Annotated in this window: 13 protein-coding genes; 11 read left to right on the forward strand and 2 right to left on the reverse strand. The window is 62.4% G+C overall.

What is annotated here, in order from left to right; translation table 11 throughout:
* The first annotated feature begins 121 nt into the window (after positions 1-121).
* The 4 genes from BM269_RS22600 (at position 122) to BM269_RS22615 (ending at position 4855) form a co-directional block, all read left to right on the forward strand.
* On the forward strand, positions 122-1372 hold the full coding sequence (locus BM269_RS22600) for an Hsp70 family protein (RefSeq protein WP_090442789.1): 1251 nt from the start codon (positions 122-124) through the stop codon (positions 1370-1372).
* A 19-nt stretch (positions 1373-1391) separates the two neighbouring features.
* Complete coding sequence (locus BM269_RS22605) at positions 1392-1742, forward strand: hypothetical protein (protein ID WP_090442514.1); 351 nt, start codon at positions 1392-1394, stop codon at positions 1740-1742.
* Positions 1743-1822: 80 nt separating this feature from the next.
* A complete protein-coding gene (locus BM269_RS22610; protein ID WP_090442516.1) occupies positions 1823-3802 on the forward strand; it encodes a TonB-dependent receptor in 1980 nt (659 codons plus the stop codon).
* A 75-nt stretch (positions 3803-3877) separates the two neighbouring features.
* Positions 3878-4855 (forward strand): tetratricopeptide repeat protein, encoded by a 978-nt coding sequence (locus BM269_RS22615; protein ID WP_090442519.1) that lies wholly within the window; start codon positions 3878-3880, stop codon positions 4853-4855.
* 6 nt (positions 4856-4861) lie between these two features.
* Here the strand turns inward: BM269_RS22615 and BM269_RS22620 are convergent, their stop codons facing one another.
* Positions 4862-5341, reverse strand: a complete 480-nt coding sequence (locus BM269_RS22620) for a DUF5625 family protein (RefSeq protein WP_139232837.1) — start codon at positions 5339-5341, stop codon at positions 4862-4864.
* 101 nt (positions 5342-5442) lie between these two features.
* Positions 5443-7272, reverse strand: a complete 1830-nt coding sequence (locus BM269_RS22625) for a GGDEF domain-containing protein (RefSeq protein WP_090442524.1) — start codon at positions 7270-7272, stop codon at positions 5443-5445.
* Positions 7273-7390: 118 nt separating this feature from the next.
* Between BM269_RS22625 and BM269_RS22630 the strand changes: the two genes are divergently transcribed.
* From BM269_RS22630 to BM269_RS22660, 7 genes are all read left to right on the forward strand, one after another.
* Positions 7391-8026: a methylamine utilization protein gene (locus BM269_RS22630; RefSeq protein ID WP_090442527.1), complete on the forward strand. Its 636-nt coding sequence runs from the start codon at positions 7391-7393 to the stop codon at positions 8024-8026.
* A gap of 4 nt (positions 8027-8030) precedes the next feature.
* Positions 8031-10406: a bifunctional diguanylate cyclase/phosphodiesterase gene (locus BM269_RS22635; protein ID WP_090442532.1), complete on the forward strand. Its 2376-nt coding sequence runs from the start codon at positions 8031-8033 to the stop codon at positions 10404-10406.
* A 90-nt stretch (positions 10407-10496) separates the two neighbouring features.
* Positions 10497-12674, forward strand: coding sequence for a prolyl oligopeptidase family serine peptidase (locus BM269_RS22640; protein ID WP_090442534.1), 2178 nt, complete (start codon positions 10497-10499; stop codon positions 12672-12674).
* 3 nt (positions 12675-12677) lie between these two features.
* Complete coding sequence (locus tag BM269_RS22645) at positions 12678-15083, forward strand: zinc-dependent metalloprotease (protein ID WP_090442537.1); 2406 nt, start codon at positions 12678-12680, stop codon at positions 15081-15083.
* Between the two features lie 19 nt (positions 15084-15102).
* Positions 15103-15675 carry a hypothetical protein gene (locus tag BM269_RS22650; protein WP_090442540.1) on the forward strand — a complete coding sequence of 191 codons (573 nt, stop codon included), beginning with the start codon at positions 15103-15105 and terminating at the stop codon, positions 15673-15675.
* A gap of 72 nt (positions 15676-15747) precedes the next feature.
* Positions 15748-16191, forward strand: coding sequence for a GNAT family N-acetyltransferase (locus BM269_RS22655; RefSeq protein ID WP_307154351.1), 444 nt, complete (start codon positions 15748-15750; stop codon positions 16189-16191).
* 18 nt (positions 16192-16209) lie between these two features.
* Positions 16210-16731 carry an alpha-ketoglutarate-dependent dioxygenase AlkB family protein gene (locus BM269_RS22660; RefSeq protein WP_090442546.1) on the forward strand — a complete coding sequence of 174 codons (522 nt, stop codon included), beginning with the start codon at positions 16210-16212 and terminating at the stop codon, positions 16729-16731.
* The last annotated feature ends 2 nt before the right edge of the window (positions 16732-16733 follow it).

Below are 16733 nucleotides of genomic sequence, written 5' to 3' on the forward strand. Positions count from 1 at the left end.
CAATCTTACCACATGGCAATAGTTTCCCGGCGTTTGCAGGCCCCCACAGGGTTGCGGTGTGGCGCACAAGCCGCGCCGCGCTCTGTTAAAATACCGCCCCTTTTGGTTTCGGATGATTAAGATGGCACAGGCTTGCGGCATCGACTTTGGCACTTCCAACTCCACCGTAGGATGGGTGCGCCCCGGCCAGCCCATCATGCTGGAACTCGAAGATGGCAAAATGACCTTGCCGTCGGTGGTTTTCTTCAATGCGGAAGACGAGCAGACCAGCTATGGGCGCGCCGCCTTGGCCGAGTACCTGGCCGGGTGCGAAGGGCGCCTGATGCGTTCCCTGAAAAGCCTGCTGGGCACCAGCCTGATTGATGGCCAGACTGAGGTGGGTGGCCGCGCGCTGCCTTTCCGCTTGCTGCTGTCGCAGTTCATCGGGGAGGTGAAACGCCGCGCCGAGAGCGCAGCCGGCCGCCAATTCGACCACGTAGTGATGGGGCGCCCGGTCCACTTCATCGATGACGACAAGGCGGCCGACCAGCTGGCCGAGGACACCCTGGCGGACATCGCGCGCAGCGTCGGCTTCCGCGAGGTGGCCTTCCAATACGAGCCGATCGCGGCGGCATTCGAATACGAATCGCAGATCGACCGTGAAGAATTGGTCCTGATTGCCGACATCGGCGGCGGTACTTCCGACTTCACCCTGGTGCGCCTGGGTCCGGACCGCGTGGCGCGCACCGAGCGCATGGACGATATCCTGGCGACCGGCGGTGTGCATATCGGCGGTACCGACTTCGATAAGTACCTCAGCCTGTCGAGCGTGATGCCGCTGCTGGGCTATGGCAGCCAGTTCCGCAGTGGCGCCGAGGTGCCGTCCAGCTACTACTTCAACCTGGCGACCTGGCACACCATCAACCAGGCCTACACCCGCAAGATGCAGGCGCAGCTGACCGAAATGATCCGCGACGCGCGCGAGCCGGCCAAGCTGGAACGCCTGCAGCACCTGATCGAGGAACGCGCGGGCCACTGGCTGGCACTGAAAGTCGAGGAGGCCAAGATCGGCCTGTCGACCGCCGACCACGTGCAGCTCAAGCTTGAGCGATTCACGCCGCCGGTGCTGTTGGAGGAAACGCGCGCCGGCTTCGATGGCGCGGTGGATCACCTGGTGTCGAGCGTCGGCGCCACCGTCACCCAGCTCCTGGCGGATGCCGGTGTGTCGCCTGGACAGGTCGACACCATCTTCTTCACCGGCGGCTCCAGCGGCGTGCGCCTGCTGCGCGAGCGGATTGCAGCGCTGGTGCCGGATGCCCGTTGCGTCGAGGGGGACCTGTTCGGCAGCATCGGCGCCGGCCTGGCACGTGATGCATTGCGCAAGTTTGCATAATCTGCTTACAATAGCCGTCGTGAAGAAAGCCAATCGCCATTTCCTGCACGTTTTGCTCGCGGTGCTGCTGGTCCTGTCCCAGCAGCTCGGGATGGCGCACGCGGTTTCGCACTGGTCGGACTTCCGCCACAGCAGTGAACAGCAGCAGGCCTCCGATGTCGATGGCAGCGGCCTGAGCGCCGGCCTGGCGCTGGACCACAACTGCAGCCAATGCGCGGCCTTTGCTTCGCTGGCGACCGCGATCCACACCCCGAGCTTCACTTTCCCGTCTGTCGACTACAGCGCACCGCAAGCCGGCGTCGCTTTGCCGCAGCTTCACGGCGCACGCGCCGCACGCGCTTACGATTCGCGCGCTCCTCCTCTGGCTTGACACAAACAAGGTAGTGCATTTGCTGCCGCCGCGGTTCGTGCCGCGCGCTGGCTATTGTTTGTCGTATCCAGAGGTTAAATATGAATTTCAAGTACTCCTTGCTGGCGGGCGCTGTCCTGTCGGCCGTATCCGCCATTGCTTATGCCGATGATGGCGAAGTGACCAAGGTCGTTGTGACCGCCAACCCTTTCCACAAAGGCGAAACCGAGCAGATCCTGCTGCCGGCCAAAGTGCTGTCCGGCGACGAATTGCGCGACAAGATGGCCAATTCGCTGGGCGAAACGCTGTCGTCCGAACTGGGCGTGTCATCTTCGGCCTTTGGTGCCGGCGCTTCGCGGCCAATCATCCGTGGCCTGGAAGGTGCGCGGGTGAAGATGCTGGAAAACGGCATGGCGGTATCCGATGTGTCCGGCCTGTCCAACGACCATGCGGTTTCCGCGGAAGGCGCGGTGGCGCACCAGATTGAGATCCTGCGCGGGCCGGCCTCGCTGATGTACGGTTCCGGCGCCATTGGCGGCCTGGTGAACGTGGTGAACGAACGCATTCCGCCGGCGCTGGAACAAAAGCTGACCGGCCAGGCGGAGGCGCGCTACAGCACGGTCGATGATGGCAAAGCGACTTCCGGCACCATCGACGGCGCCATCGGCAAGGTGGCGCTGCACCTGGATGCGAACACCCGCCAGACCGGCGACTACAAGATTCCGGGGAACCGTGTCGAAGGCGATCCCGACTCGGCTTCCGGCCGCCTGCCGCATTCCGGCACCAAGGAAAAGGGCGCCGGCTTTGGCGGTTCCTACATCGATAGCTGGGGCTATGTCGGCGCGTCCGTTTCGGGCCTGGACAACAAGTACGGCATTCCGAGCGCCGAAGGTTCCACCATCGACCAGCACCAGACCCGTTACGACATCGACAGCTTGTTCAAGAACCCGCTGCCAGGTATCGAGTCGGCCAAGTTCAAGGCCGGCTACACCGATTACCGTCACGCGGAACTGGGCGATGACGGCCAGCCGGAAGTCCTGTTCAAGAACCGCGCGGTCGAAACGCGCGCTGAAGCGGTGCACAAGGGGATCGGCGGCTGGCACGGCACGTTCGGCATGCAGACCGAGTTGACGCACTTCTCGGCCCTCAGTGCGGAAGGCGGACCCGACACCGTTCCGGTCACCCGGTCGAATTCGACGGCCGGCTTCCTGGTCGAGGAAAAAGAATGGGGCCCGGTGCGCGTCAACGCCGGCATGCGCCTGGAGCGTGTGAAGCGCGAGCCGGTGAGCGGCCTGGACCGTTCGTACTCGCTGCAAAGCGGTGCGCTGGGCGCCCTGTGGTCGTTCATGCCAGGCTATGCAACGGGCCTGACCCTGTCGCGCGCCCAGCGCGCTCCATCGACCGAGGAGCTGTACTCCGGTGGCCCGCACGATGCGACCATCACGTTCGACCAAGGCGACCCGAACCTGCGCAAGGAAACGTCGCGCAATATCGAGTTCTCGCTGCAGAAGACCGCAGGCCTGATCCGTTGGAAGGCCAACCTGTTCCACAACAGCATTTCCGATTTCATCTACGGCCACGTTACCGGCCGCACGCTGGATGAGGAAGGCAACGACGGCGGCGAGTTCCGCGAGCGCCTGTTCAGCCAGGGCGATGCGACCGTGCGCGGCGCCGAAGCGGAGATCGAGTACAACCCGCTGGCCATGGGCTTGAACGGCCGCCTGTTTGCCGACACCTCGCACGGCGACCTGAAAGACAGCGGCAGCCTGCCGCTGCAGCCGGCATCGCGCGTCGGGGCCACCATCGGCTACCGTAGCGCCAACTGGCGTGCCGGCGCTACCTGGATCCATGCGCAGTCGCAGGACCGCCTGGCAGCGTTCGAGTCCACGCCAACCGGTTCCTACAACCAGTTGAATGCCAACCTGTCGTACACGCAGAAGCTGAAGGACATGGACCTGACCTGGTTCGTGCTGGCGAAGAACCTGCTGAATGATGAAATCCGCGTATCGACCTCGCTGTTGAAGGATGTTTCGCCGCTGCCTGGCCGCAGTTTGGTATTTGGTGTGCGCGCCAAGTTCTGAGTTTGCGCAAAATCAAGCGTGGCACGGAGTCGCTTCTTATACTTTAGATAACAATCTAGGGTATGGGAGGCGGCGATGGGCAAACGTCTGGCAGACCGGGAGCGCATCTTCCAATGGTTTCTTGGCCCCGCCCAGCGGGGCAATCCCTACGCCCAGTTCAACCTGGCGCTTCTTTACAAGAATGGGCATGGCGTCGAGACCGACGTGCGGCTGGCATTCAGCTGGATGCGCATGTCGGCGCTACAAGGCCTGGCCTTTGCCCAGAACCAGCTTGGTGCGATGTACTACAAAGGTGTCGGCACCGGCAACAGCGATGCCGAAGCGGTGTACTGGTTCCGGCGCGCCGCGCGCCAGGGCGACCCGGCCGCGCAGCAAAATCTCGGTCAGATGTATCGGCGCGGGCGCGGGGTTCCCGTCAACGAAGAAATGGCCGCGCGCTGGTTCAGCCGGGCGGCGGAACAAGGTGTCTCCAGCGCCCAGGCTTTGCTCGGCGAAGCTTATCTGAACGGACGTGGCGTGGCACCGGACTGCAAGCTGGCGCAAGCCTGGCTGCGCAAGGCCGCGGTGCGCGGCGAGATGCATGCCCAATGCCTGCTGGGAAGCATGTTCGCCCACGGGATGGGCGTGCAGCGCGACGCGGTACAGGCCCTGATGTGGTACAGCCTGGCCGCGGAAGGCGGCTCGGCCCAGGCGCAATTCAGCGTGGCGGTGCTGTATGCCAGTGGCGACGGCGTGCAGCGTGACCTGGTGCAAGCGGTACACTGGTATCGCAGCGCCGCTGAAAAAGGCGATGCGGCGGCCCAGAACAATCTCGGCGTGCTGTATGCGACCGGGCAGGGTGTAGGCCAGGACCAAGCCGAAGCGCTGCGCTGGTACCGGCGGGCGGCTGCACAGGGTCATGCGCTGGCGCGTCACAACCTGGCCGGCTTGCGTGGCGGCGCAGGCGCAGCCAACGCGGCGCTGCCCGACGAACGGGCGCATGGCGACATGGAATTCGATGAAACGTTGCGACTGCGCCCGCACGTGCCGGAGGCGCGCAACAGCCCACGCTGAAGCGGCTTATCGCTGTGCGGTCAATGGGCGATCGGAGATTGGCGCCAGCATCACAGTGGCGCTCAGGCGTTCCAGCCCGGCCTGGGCGTCCACGTTCTCGATGCGGACACTATAGCTGCCTCGCGCCAGCGGAATATTGCCGAGGCTGCGCGAGCGCTGGTTGGCCCATTTGCTGGCCACGCACAGGGTATTCACGGTGCGCGAATGCACCAGCATACTGTCTGGTTTGCGCCGTACCTCCACCTTGAACGCCATCGGGCGCCCATAGCTTGCACGCTCTTGTTTCGCCACTTTGGCCAGGTCGGTGCTGTCGTCGCAGTCTTCCAGGCGGCGGTCGCCGATGATCGATACTTCCTGCTTGCTCAGGGAGTCACCGGCAGGATTGCTCATATCAAGCATCAGCGTGTAGCTCAAATCGACAGGTACTTCAACCTCAGCGGTGACGAAGGTGCCCGCTTCGCCAAGGTTCACCTGAACGTCTTTCATGAGCGGCGGGAATTCACACAGTGCGACAGTCGCCATCGCTAAGCCGACAATGGGTTTCTGGCACAGGCTGTAGATGAATGGACTCATGAGTTCAATATAGACTACGCTCCTTGCGATTGCATCCTGCGGTCGAGGAAAAGACTGTTGCCGTGTATCTTTTTGGCTTGTTTCTTCGCATCGGCCGCGCTGGCGGCGATCTGGTGGTGCGAGTAATACTGGTGTGGTTCGACGCGGATCACGCCAACCGACAGGCTCATTAGCGAGTAAAAGACTTTCTTGCCCTGGCGGTCTTCGCTGATATAGCCACCGCGTTCGCGGTCCTCGTTGCTGTAGAAATCCGAGATGGCGGTGGCGAAATCCTCGAGCACCGCGTGGCAGCGCGGCTCCCAGTCTTCGCTCTGGAACAGGATCACGAAGTCGTCGCCACCGATATGCCCGACGAAATCGCGATTGCGGTCGCCGTGCTTGGCCAGGATATGGCCGGTGAGCTGGATCACGTCGTCCCCGCGGCGGTAGCCGTAGACATCGTTGAAGGGCTTGAAGTGGTCGAGATCGACATAGCAAACCCAGAACCGTGTGCCGCTCTCCAGCAAGCGGTCGATATGCTCGTTGATCGGCACATTGCCCGGCAACTGCGTCAGCGGATTGGCGTAGCGCGCCGCATTGATCTGCATCTGCGTGATCTCGCGCATCAGGTCATGGCCGGTGCCCATGCCGGCATAGCTGCCGCCTTCCGTAATGATGAAGCCATTGAACAGGTGATGGGCGTCGGATTCGGCCATGCGGCAGGACAGCTCTTGCAGGCTGGTGTCGACGTCGGCAATGATCGGTTTGGCATCCATGAAAAGAGTGCATGGTTTCTTGCCGTATAACTCGCGCTGGTAAGGGCGCGCGAAGTGGTCGATCATGTCGAAGCGCGACACCAGGCCAAGCGGGCGGCCCGCGTCGACCACCGGGATGATCACCAGCTTGGGATCGGCCATGAAGATTTCATAAACGTCGTTGTTGTTCATGGAGGGCGGCACGGCGGCCACGCCGTGCAACAACTTGCGGATGGACACGGCGTTTCTCTCGGCAGGGCGTTGCGGATAGACCGCCACGCCATTGCGGCCCAGTACCTTGACGACTTCCGCCGGCAGGGCCCGTGCCGGCTGGAGGTGGGGGCGGCCCAGGTGGTAACCCTGGCCGTAGGCGATGCCCAGGTCGCGCAGCACCAGCAGCTCCGCCGCCTGTTCGATGCCTTCCGCGATGACGAGGGTATTGGACTTGTCGGCGATCTCCTGGATCGAGCGCACGAACTGCAGCTTGACCGGGTCGTGGTCGATGCCCTGGATGAAGTGCATGTCGATCTTGACGAACTCCGGGCGCAGCTCGGACCACAGGCGCAGGCTGGAGAAGCCTTCGCCCAGGTCGTCGATCGCGATCTGGAATCCCATTTTCCTGTAATGCAGCACGGCCTCGCGCATCCGGCCGTAGTCGTAGGTGGGCTGGTTCTCGGTCAGCTCGATGATGACGTTGGCGGGATTGAGGCCGAATTCATGAATATAGCCGAGGGTTTCGCCATGGCTGCCATGGTGTTGGCGCACCAGCGATTCCGGGCTGACGTTCAGGAACAGTTTGCCAGGAAGCTGCAACTCGGCGAAGCGCTCAAGGACGATGCGCCGGCACAGGTATTCCACTTCGCGCGCCAGGTTGTTGGCGCGCGCCACACGGAACAGGTTGAGTGGCGAATGCAGCGGGCTGTCCGAGGGAGCGCGGATCAGGCCTTCGTAAGCGATGATCCCGCCGCTTTGCATGTGGACGATGGGCTGGAACAGGGCGTGCAACTGGCGTCGCCGGATGATGTCCAGCAGGTGCTGGCCGAGCGTGTCGTTTGGCGGCGGACGCAAAAAACTCACATTGTTCGGGCGGGCGGCGGTGGAAGTGCTCACGATGGCGATCGCAAAAATGGCAACGTGATGATTCTGTGTCGCAATTGTGACAGCGTGATGAACGTCGGAAACACTTTTTGGCGTTACAATAAGCTTTACCCTTCCTTGACTGAGAACGATGCCGAGCCAGTCCTTGATCCGTTCCGCCGCTTTTACAGCGTTGTGTTTTTACGGTGTCGCCGCCGCGGCTGGCGGGATCACCGTGCATGTTGCCGACGCCAATGGAAAGCCGGTGGCCGACGCCGTGGTCTACCTGGAGGCGGACGGTGGCCAGCCAATTCCCAAACCGCAGAAATCGGCTGAAATCAGCCAGAAGGGCTTGAAGTTCATCCCGTTGGTGACGGTGATCCAGACCGGCAGCAAGATCTACTTCCCGAACAACGACAAAGTCCGGCACCATATTTACTCGTTCTCGGCGCCGCACAAATTCGATCAGAAGCTGTACTCCGGCACTACCGCCGATCCGCAGACCTTCGACAAGCCGGGCACCGTGGTGCTCGGCTGCAATATCCACGACAAGATGATCGCCTTTGTGCGCATCGTCGACACGCCATATTTCGGCAAGTCCGATGCCGGCGGCGACGTGACGCTTGATGCCCCGGCCGGCAAATACGTGCTGAAAGCATGGCATCCCGACATCGTCGGCGGCAATGCGCAGGAGCAGGCGGTGCGCCTGGCCGACGGCACGGCCAGCGCCAGCTTCAAGTTCACGTTGAAGCCACCATCAACCGAACCGGACGCGCAAGCCTACTGACACCATGCGATTCCGCAGCCTCGAAAGCCGTATCGTCACGCTGTTCCTCGTGCTGCTGATCGTGGTGCAGCTGGTGGGGCTGGTCGTGATCCAGCGCGGTATCGACAGCAATGCCCGCTCTGCGATCGCCGCGGAACTGGTCAACGGAAGCAAGGTGTTCGCGCGCCTGATGGACCAGAACGCGGAAAACCTGCGCAATGGCGCGCGCCTGCTGTCGCGCGACGCCGGCTTCCTGTCGGCGATCGGCAATACGGACGACGATGACCGCGCCACCATCGAATCGGCGCTGGCCAACCATGGCCGTCGCATCAAGGCGGCAATGACGATGCTGGTTAGTCCGGAACGCAAGGTTGTCGCTTCGACCAGCGATGCGCAGGCCGCGGGCCTGGAGCACATGGTGATGGCCATGCTGGACAAAGCGGAGCAGGGCGATGGCGCAAATGGCGTGGCCATCGTGGAACGCCTGCCGTACCAGGTGGTGGTGGTGCCGGTCAAGGCGCCGGTGACCATCGGCTTTGTGGTGATGACATTCCCGCTTGATGAGCGCCTGGCGCGGGACATGCAGGAAACCACGGCGCTGCAAACCCTGCTGCTGACGCGCGACCCGAACGGGCGCTGGCTGCCGGTGGCGTCGAGCCTGGCGTCTGCCGCCGTGGAGCGCATCATGTCGCACCTGCAGGGCATGGGCGGCATGCCCGGGGCAGCATTCGACGTCGACATCGGCGGCGACAAGCTCAGTGTTCACATGACGAAGATCGGCGAGGACGATGGCAATGCCGCGGTGGCGATGCTGGGCCGCTCGATCGACGAGGCCACTGCCGAATATGCGCGCCTGGAGCGTTGGCTGCTTGGCCTGACCGTGGCCGGGATGGTGGTCTGCGTGATCGCCAGCGTGGTCACCGCCAAGCGCATCGCACAGCCGTTGCGCCAATTGGCCGATACCGCGAAAAAGCTGGAGCAGGGCGATTACAAGGTCGATATTGCCTCCTCCCGTGCCGACGAAATCGGCGCACTGGCGCACGCCTTCGGCAGCATGCGCGACGGTATCGCCAAGCGCGAACAGGAGATCCGGCGCCTGGCGTATTGGGACCCGTTGACCAATCTGCCGAACCGCGCACAGTTCCTGCTGCTGTTGAACGAGGCTATCGGCGAGGCGCGCAAGCGCGGCGGGTCGGTCTATGTGCTGATGATGGACCTGGACCGCTTCAAGCACGTGAACGACGTGATGGGGCACAGTTTTGGCGACGCGTTGCTGAAGCAGGTGGCGGGCCGGCTGTTGCAAAAGCTGGCCAACCGCCGCAACCCGGCGCAGGTGGCGCGCCTGGGCGGCGACGAATTTGCCGTCCTGCTGCCCGGGTCGGGCCTGGACCAGGCGGTGGTGGTGGCGGCTGAGATCCTGCAGGCGCTGGAATCGCCACTGTCGCTCGATGAGCAGATGGTGGACATCGGTGCCGGCATCGGCATCGCGGGCTTCCCCGATCATGGCATGGATGGCGAGGAGTTGCTTGGCAAGTCGGAAATTGCCATGTACACCGCCAAGCAGCGCAACGAAGGCGCGGTGGTCTATGAGGACGCGATCGACAAGGGCAGCCAGCAAAGCCTGTCCCTGCTGACGGAGCTGCGCCAGGCGGTGGAGAGCAATGAGCTGCGCCTGTTCGTGCAGCCGAAGGTGACGCTGGCGACCGGGCATGTGGTGGGCATGGAAGCGCTGGTGCGTTGGCAGCATCCGGTGCGCGGCAATGTCTTCCCGGACCAGTTCATCCCGTTCGCCGAGCAGACCGGCTTTATCCGCGTGATTACCCACTGGGTGCTGGAGCGTTCGGCGGAGTTGTGCCACCAGCTGGCGCAGCGCGGCATCCACCTGAAAGTATCGGTCAACCTGTCCACCCGCGATTTACTGGACCAGGAGCTGCCGTTCAAATTCGGCGAAATCTTCATGCGCCACCATGTTTCGCCGGGCGCCTTCTGCCTGGAGATCACCGAAAGCGCCATCATGGAAGATCCGGTGCGGGCCCAGCAAACACTGGAGCGCTTGCACAGCATGGGCTGCGATCTTTCAATTGATGATTTCGGCACAGGCTATTCCTCGCTGGCTTACCTGAAACGGCTGCCCGTCGACGAACTGAAAATCGATAAATCGTTTGTACTGAACATGGCGAACGACTTGGGCGATGCCAAGATCGTGCGGTCCACCATCGACCTTGGCCACAACATGGGCTTGCGCGTGGTGGCCGAAGGGATCGAAAGCGAGGCCGCCTGGTGCATCCTTGCCGAGATGGGATGCGACCAGGGCCAAGGCTACTACATGAGCCGCCCGATCCCGGCCAGCGAGCTGGCGAGCTGGGTCGAGAACTGGAAAGCCACCGCATTGGCCGAATAAAAACCGGCGGCGCAGGCTTTGGAGAGTTACTTATTTGTCAAAGTTCAAGTTATGATCGCTGCCGCATCATAACTACTCTACGGACGACACATGCCATTCAAGCGCGCCACCCTTGCACTTTCCCTGATTGCCGCCTTCTCCGCACAAGCCCTGGCCCAGGCCCAGACCTGCCCGGCAGCTAGTGCAGCAGTGAGCTACCCGACCACCAAGAAGGTCGAGCAGCAGGACAACTACCACGGCACCATGGTCGCCGACCCGTACCGCTGGCTGGAAGATGCCAACAGCGCCGAGACCAAGGCTTGGGTGGTGGAGCAGAACAAGGTAACGCAAGGCTGGCTGGCCCAGATTCCCGAGCGTGAAGCGATCAAGGCGCGCCTGACCAAGCTGTGGAATTATGAGCGCTATGGCGTGCCGTCGAAGAAGGGTGGCCGCTATTTCTACAGCCGCAATGACGGCCTGCAGAACCAGGCGGTCCTGTACATCGCCAAGACCCTGTCCGAAACCCCGCGCGTGCTGCTCGACCCGAACACCCTGGCCGCAGACGGCACCGTGGCGCTGGCCGGCACCGCCGTGAGCCCGAACGGCAAGTTCCTGGCCTACAGCACCGCCGCATCCGGCTCCGACTGGAACGAGATCAAGGTTCGCGACATCGCCACCGGCAAGGACATGGCCGACCATATCAAATGGGTCAAGTTCTCCAACACCGCCTGGGCCGCCGACGGTTCCGGCTTCTACTACAGCCGCTACGACGAGCCGACCGAAGAAGGCAAGCTGGCCGGCGTGAACTACTTCCAGAAAGTCTACTTCCACAAGCTGGGCACCGCACAAAGCGCCGATGCGCTGGCCTACCACCGTCCGGACCAGAAAGAATGGGGCTTTGGCGCGGAAGTGACCGACGACGGCCGCTACCTGCTGATCAACGGCTCGCACGGTACGGAAGCCAAGAACCGCGTGTTCATCAAGGACCTGAAGTCGAAGGACGCGCAAGTTGTCGGCCTGCTGGAAGCGTTCGATGCTTCCTACAATTTCATCGACAATGACGGCCAGGTGTTCTACTTCATGACCGATAAGAACGCGCCGCGTTCGCGCATTGTCGCGATCGATATTCGCAAGCCGGGCATCGAGAACTGGAAGGAAATCGTTGCGGAAACCGAGCAAACCCTGACCGGCGCCAGCATCGTCAACAAGCAGCTTGTGCTGAACTACCTGAGCGACGCGCATAGCGCGGTCAAGGTGTTCGACCTGAACGGCAAACCGGTGCGCGATATCGCGCTGCCGGGGCTCGGCACCGCCTCCGGTTTCGGCGGCAAGGCGACGGATACCGAGACCTTCTACGCCTACACCAGCTTCACGACGCCGGCCACGATCTACCGCCTGGACCTGAAGAGCGGCAAATCGAGCATCTATCGCCAGCCGAAGGTTGACTTCGATCCGAGCGCCTTCGATACCCGCCAGGAATTCTTCACCAGCAAAGATGGCACCAAGGTGCCAATGTTCATCGTGTCGAAGAAAGGCATGAAGCTGGATGGCAGCAACCCGACCTACCTGTATGGCTACGGCGGCTTCAACATCTCTCTGACCCCAAGCTTCTCCGTGTCCAACCTGGCATGGGTCGAAATGGGCGGCGTGTACGTCGTGGCCAACCTGCGCGGCGGCGGCGAGTACGGCGAGGCCTGGCACAAGGCTGGTACCAAGCTGCAGAAGCAGAACGTATTCGATGACTTCATCGGCGCGGCCGAATGGCTGGTGGCCAATAAGGTGACTTCGCCGGCCAAGCTGTCGATCGGCGGAGGCTCGAACGGCGGCTTGCTGGTAGGCGCCGCGATGACGCAGCGCCCGGATCTGTTTGGCGCTGCGGTGCCGGCGGTGGGTGTGATGGACATGCTGCGCTTCCAGAAGTTCACCATCGGCTGGGCATGGGCCTCGGACTACGGTTCGTCCGACAACGCGGATGAATTCAAGGCCCTGGTCAAGTATTCCCCGCTGCACAACCTGAAGCAGGGCGGCTGTTACCCGGCCACCATGGTCATGACTGCCGATCACGACGACCGCGTGGTGCCGGCGCACAGCTTCAAGTTCGCTGCTGCAGCACAGGCCGCGCAAGCCGGTGCGGCACCGATCCTGATCCGCATCGACTCCAAAGCAGGCCATGGCGCGGGCAAGCCGACCACCAAGCAGATCGAGGAAGTGGCCGACCGTTGGGGCTTCCTGACCCGTGCCCTCGACATGCATCCGGCCGCACCGGCAAGCACCACCGGCGGTCAGTAAGCCATGCGCGCGCTCCTGCTGCTGTGGACAGCCTTGCTTGCGCCGGCCACGGCGGCGGAAGCGCCAAAAACCTTCGCCGAGCAGACCCAGTCACTCGCCGCGCAGCCCGGCTTCATAGAAGTCTGGCGCGACGCGGCGAAGGGCAGGGTGCTGCTCTCCGTGAGTGAACTGGACCAGCCATTCCTGCTGGTTTCATCGCTGCCTTACGCCCTTGGTTCGAACGACGTCGGCCTGGACCGCGCGCAGCCGGGCAGCCCGAAGCTGGTGCGCTTCCAGAAATTCGGCAACCGCTTGTTCCTGCTGCAGGAAAACACCCGCTTTGTCGCGCGTTCGGCCGATGCCGACGAGCGCAATGCTGTGGCGGAGTCCTTCGCCGGGGCCGTGCTGTGGTCGGGCGAGATCCTCGCCAGCGAGGGGCAGCGCCACCTGGTCGACTTCTCCAGCTTCCTGTTGGCCGACCAGCATGGCGTAGTGCAGCGGCTCGATGAAACCAAGCAGGGCGCATATCGCGTGGATGAAAAGCGCAGCGCCGTGCTGGCATCGGAAGCGAAGGCATTCCCTGACAATATCGAGATGGAGGCCCTGCTGACCTTTGCCGGCCCCGGCACAGGCGAGTATGTAAAGCAGGTGGCGGCCGACCCTGCCAGCCTGTCGATGCGCCAGCACATCTCGATGGTGCGGCTGCCGGACAATGGCTACCAGCCACGCCGCTACCACCCGTTCTCCGGCGGGTTCGACACCGGTTATTACGACTTCGCGACACCGTTGGCGACGAGCCTTGACGTGCGCTGGCAAGTGCGCCACCGCCTGGAAAAAGGCGGCAAACCAATCATCTACTACCTTGACCGCGGAGCCCCGGAGCCGGTGCGCTCGGCATTGCTGGAAGGTGCGCGCTGGTGGGCAAACGCCTTTGAAAAGGCTGGCTTCAAAGACGGTTTCCGCGTCGAATTGATGCCGGAGGGGGCCGATCCCGCGGATGTGCGCTACAACGTCATCACCTGGGTGCACCGCGCCACGCGTGGCTGGTCGTACGGCAATGCGATCACCGATCCGCGCACGGGCCAGATCGTTCGCGGCGCCGTGACGCTCGGCTCGCAGCGCGTGCGGCAGGATATCCTGATTGCCGAAGCCCTGTTGGCGCCTTATGGCAAATCCGCGCCCGCCGAGCGCCGCAAGCTTGCGGAGCAAATGGCGCTGGCACGCTTGCGCCAGTTGGCGGCCCATGAAGTCGGACACACTCTCGGCTTTGCCCATAACTTTGCCGCCAGCCGGCAAGGCAATGGCTCGGTAATGGACTACCCGCATCCGGTCCTGAAGCTTGGCGCGGACGGTGCAATCGACCTGCAGGACGCCTATGGTGTTGGCGTGGGGGCGTGGGACGATTATGTCGTGAAGCATATTTACGGAGATTTTGGCAGTGGCGAAGCTGAAGCCTCGGCACTGGCCAAGCTGCGCAGCGACGCCCGTGCCGCCGGACTGCAATATGTCTCCGACGAGGATGCGCGCGCACCCGGCGCATCGCATCCGAATGGACTGCTGTGGGACTTTGGCCCCGACACTTTGACAACCTGGGATCAACTGGGCGTCATCCGCCGCCGCGCCTTGGACAACTTCTCCTTCGACGTGCTGCCCGATGAACGCCAGGCCGGCGAACTGGAGGCGCGCCTGGTGCCCGTGTACCTGCTGCAGCGTTACCAGGGGGAAGCCGTAGCGCGTTTGCTGGCAGGCGGCGAATACGAATCCGCCACCGGTGCCGACATCCGCGCCGGTCGCGCTGTTGCAGGCATCAAGACCACCGCCGCCGCCACGCAACGGGCGGCGCTCGCGCGCCTGGCCGATACGCTGCGCGCCGAATACCTTGCCTTGCCGGCGGGTGTGCTCGACCAGTTGTCGCCGCCATCGACGGGATTTGAGCGCAATAAGGAGTACTTCGGCACCCGCATGAGCGCTGTGTTTGACGCGCTATCCGCCGCGGAATCGGGCGCCGCGCAGACTGCCAGCTTCCTGTTCGACGCTGGTCGCCTGAATCGCCTGTATTGGCAGCACGCGCGCGACGCTGGAATGCCCGGTGCCGACGAAGTGGTCGAAGCGGCATTGGGCCGAGGCTGGAAGCGCGGCCCGGTTCCCGCTACCGTGGCAGGTGGCGAGGCAGTGCAGCTCGCCGCCAACTGGGTCGTGCTCGACGCACTGCTTCAAGCGCTGGACGGCGGCAAACTGCACGCCAACGTGGACGCCGGCCTGCGCCAGCAACTGCGTGCCTTTGCCGGCTGGTTGAAAACAAATCCCGGTAAAGGCACTATCGCCGCCAGCCGGGCCCAGGCGGTCGAACACATATTGCGTTATCTGGCTGATCCGCGCAGCGTCAAGCTGCGTACGCTGCCGCCAATCCCGCCAGGTGCGCCAATCTGAGTGCGCGCAGGAAGGTAATTTGTCGATCATGCGCTTGATTCTTACTTGTACATTGCTGGCTCTCCACGGCCCGTTGGCGCAAGCGCAGGACTCTATGCCAACGCATTGCCGGGCGGGCGAAGTTGCGCTCCTTGACGCATGGATGGGCCCAATTGACGACGAACAGGGGGGCGGCGAGCGCTATCCGGCCAGCGGCAAGCTGCTATCCCTTTGCACGGAGGGCCAAGGCGAGTCGACAACAAAACTGGCCTACCGCTACGGCAAGCTGAAGCACCCGGAGATTGAAGCAGTTGCAACGCGCCGTTCGAAGTTCCGGATCTACAGCGGCTCAACCACGCCGCATACCGGCGAAGATATCGTTTTCTTTGACAAGGGGCCGTTCACCTACTATGTTGTAGTCGCAACGGGGCAAGGCCATGGCACCTCTTTGTACACCTACAAGGGCAATAATAGAATTGGATTGCAACGCTCCGGCTTCGAAGAGGGCGTCGCTTATCAGCAGGGGCCAGCGGCATACGACTTCTTCGACCGGCGAAATCGGATACCTGTCGCCGTATGGTCGAAGCCCGCGCATGGATTTGGCCGGGACTAGCGAATGAGCTTGGGGATAGCGCCCCGTCAGCGACGGCATATGTAGCCATGCTAATATTTGCAGCAATTTCAATTGAGTGTAACTTTGGGCATGGATGGATTTCGGGTCACCACACAGGTGAACGAGCTGGATATTGAGCTCGTTCATCGTTTCCTTTCATCGCAAAGTAGTTGGGCCAAGGGTATTTCTCGCGACTTGGTCGATCGGTCGATTGCCAACTCGCTTTGTTTCGGCGGATTTCTGGGCAAGGAACAAGTCGCATTTGCGCGGGTTATCTCCGATTACGCGACTTTCGCCAATCTGGTCGATGTCTTCGTCTTGCCCGAATGTCGCGGCCAGGGGCTTGGCAAGGCCCTCATGACCGCAGTTTTCGCGCATCCGGACCTTCAGGGGCTGCGCCGATTCACGCTGGCCACCGGGGATGCGCATGGGCTGTACGCACAGTTCGGATTTACTGCGCCCTTGTATCCACAGTCGCTCATGGAGCGGTACTTTCCCGGTTTGTACGCAGCTTAGGGCTTTCCCTCAATATTTATGACTCGCCCCCCAATACGTTTCGAGCCGCAGTTTCTTGGGTCGCCAGAGAACCTGTTCGACTATCTGCTGACGTCTATCGAATGGGACGAGCGGATGAAAGCCCGGAAGACTGCGAGCTTTGGCGTTTCCTACGATTACTCGCAGATATCGTACCAGCCGGCGCCAATGCCGCGCGAACTCGCCTCGGTTGCGGAGCGCATCGGACAGGTGCTCGGTTTCACGCCCAATAACTGCCTGCTCAATTATTATGAGGATGGCAGTTCCTCTATGGGCTTCCATTCCGACTCGAGCGAAGAACTCAGCGCAGGGACTGGCGTAGCGATTGTCTCACTTGGAAGCGTTAGATCCCTCGTTTTCAGAAGTAAAACCGACAAAACGGTGGAGTTCGATTACCCACTCCCGCCAGGGTCGTTGATCTATATGACCAAAGAGGTACAAGATCACTGGCTCCACGCTATTCCGAAAATGGAAGATGCCGGTCCGCGTATCAGCCTGACCTTCAGGTCTATCGTCAAATAGGA

Origin of the sequence: Duganella sp. CF458 (genome assembly GCF_900113115.1) — a bacterium.
Lineage (GTDB): Bacteria > Pseudomonadota > Gammaproteobacteria > Burkholderiales > Burkholderiaceae_D > Rugamonas.

Coding starts and splice junctions, on each gene's coding strand:
- BM269_RS22615 (WP_090442519.1), top strand. CDS start 3,878: ATGGGCAAACGTCTGGCAGACCGGGAGCGCATCTTCCAATGGTTTCTT.
- BM269_RS22620 (WP_139232837.1), bottom strand. CDS start 5,341: ATGAAAGACGTTCAGGTGAACCTTGGCGAAGCGGGCACCTTCGTCACC.
- BM269_RS22635 (WP_090442532.1), top strand. CDS start 8,031: ATGCGATTCCGCAGCCTCGAAAGCCGTATCGTCACGCTGTTCCTCGTG.
- BM269_RS22610 (WP_090442516.1), top strand. CDS start 1,823: ATGAATTTCAAGTACTCCTTGCTGGCGGGCGCTGTCCTGTCGGCCGTA.
- BM269_RS22600 (WP_090442789.1), top strand. CDS start 122: ATGGCACAGGCTTGCGGCATCGACTTTGGCACTTCCAACTCCACCGTA.
- BM269_RS22645 (WP_090442537.1), top strand. CDS start 12,678: ATGCGCGCGCTCCTGCTGCTGTGGACAGCCTTGCTTGCGCCGGCCACG.
- BM269_RS22660 (WP_090442546.1), top strand. CDS start 16,210: ATGACTCGCCCCCCAATACGTTTCGAGCCGCAGTTTCTTGGGTCGCCA.
- BM269_RS22630 (WP_090442527.1), top strand. CDS start 7,391: ATGCCGAGCCAGTCCTTGATCCGTTCCGCCGCTTTTACAGCGTTGTGT.
- BM269_RS22640 (WP_090442534.1), top strand. CDS start 10,497: ATGCCATTCAAGCGCGCCACCCTTGCACTTTCCCTGATTGCCGCCTTC.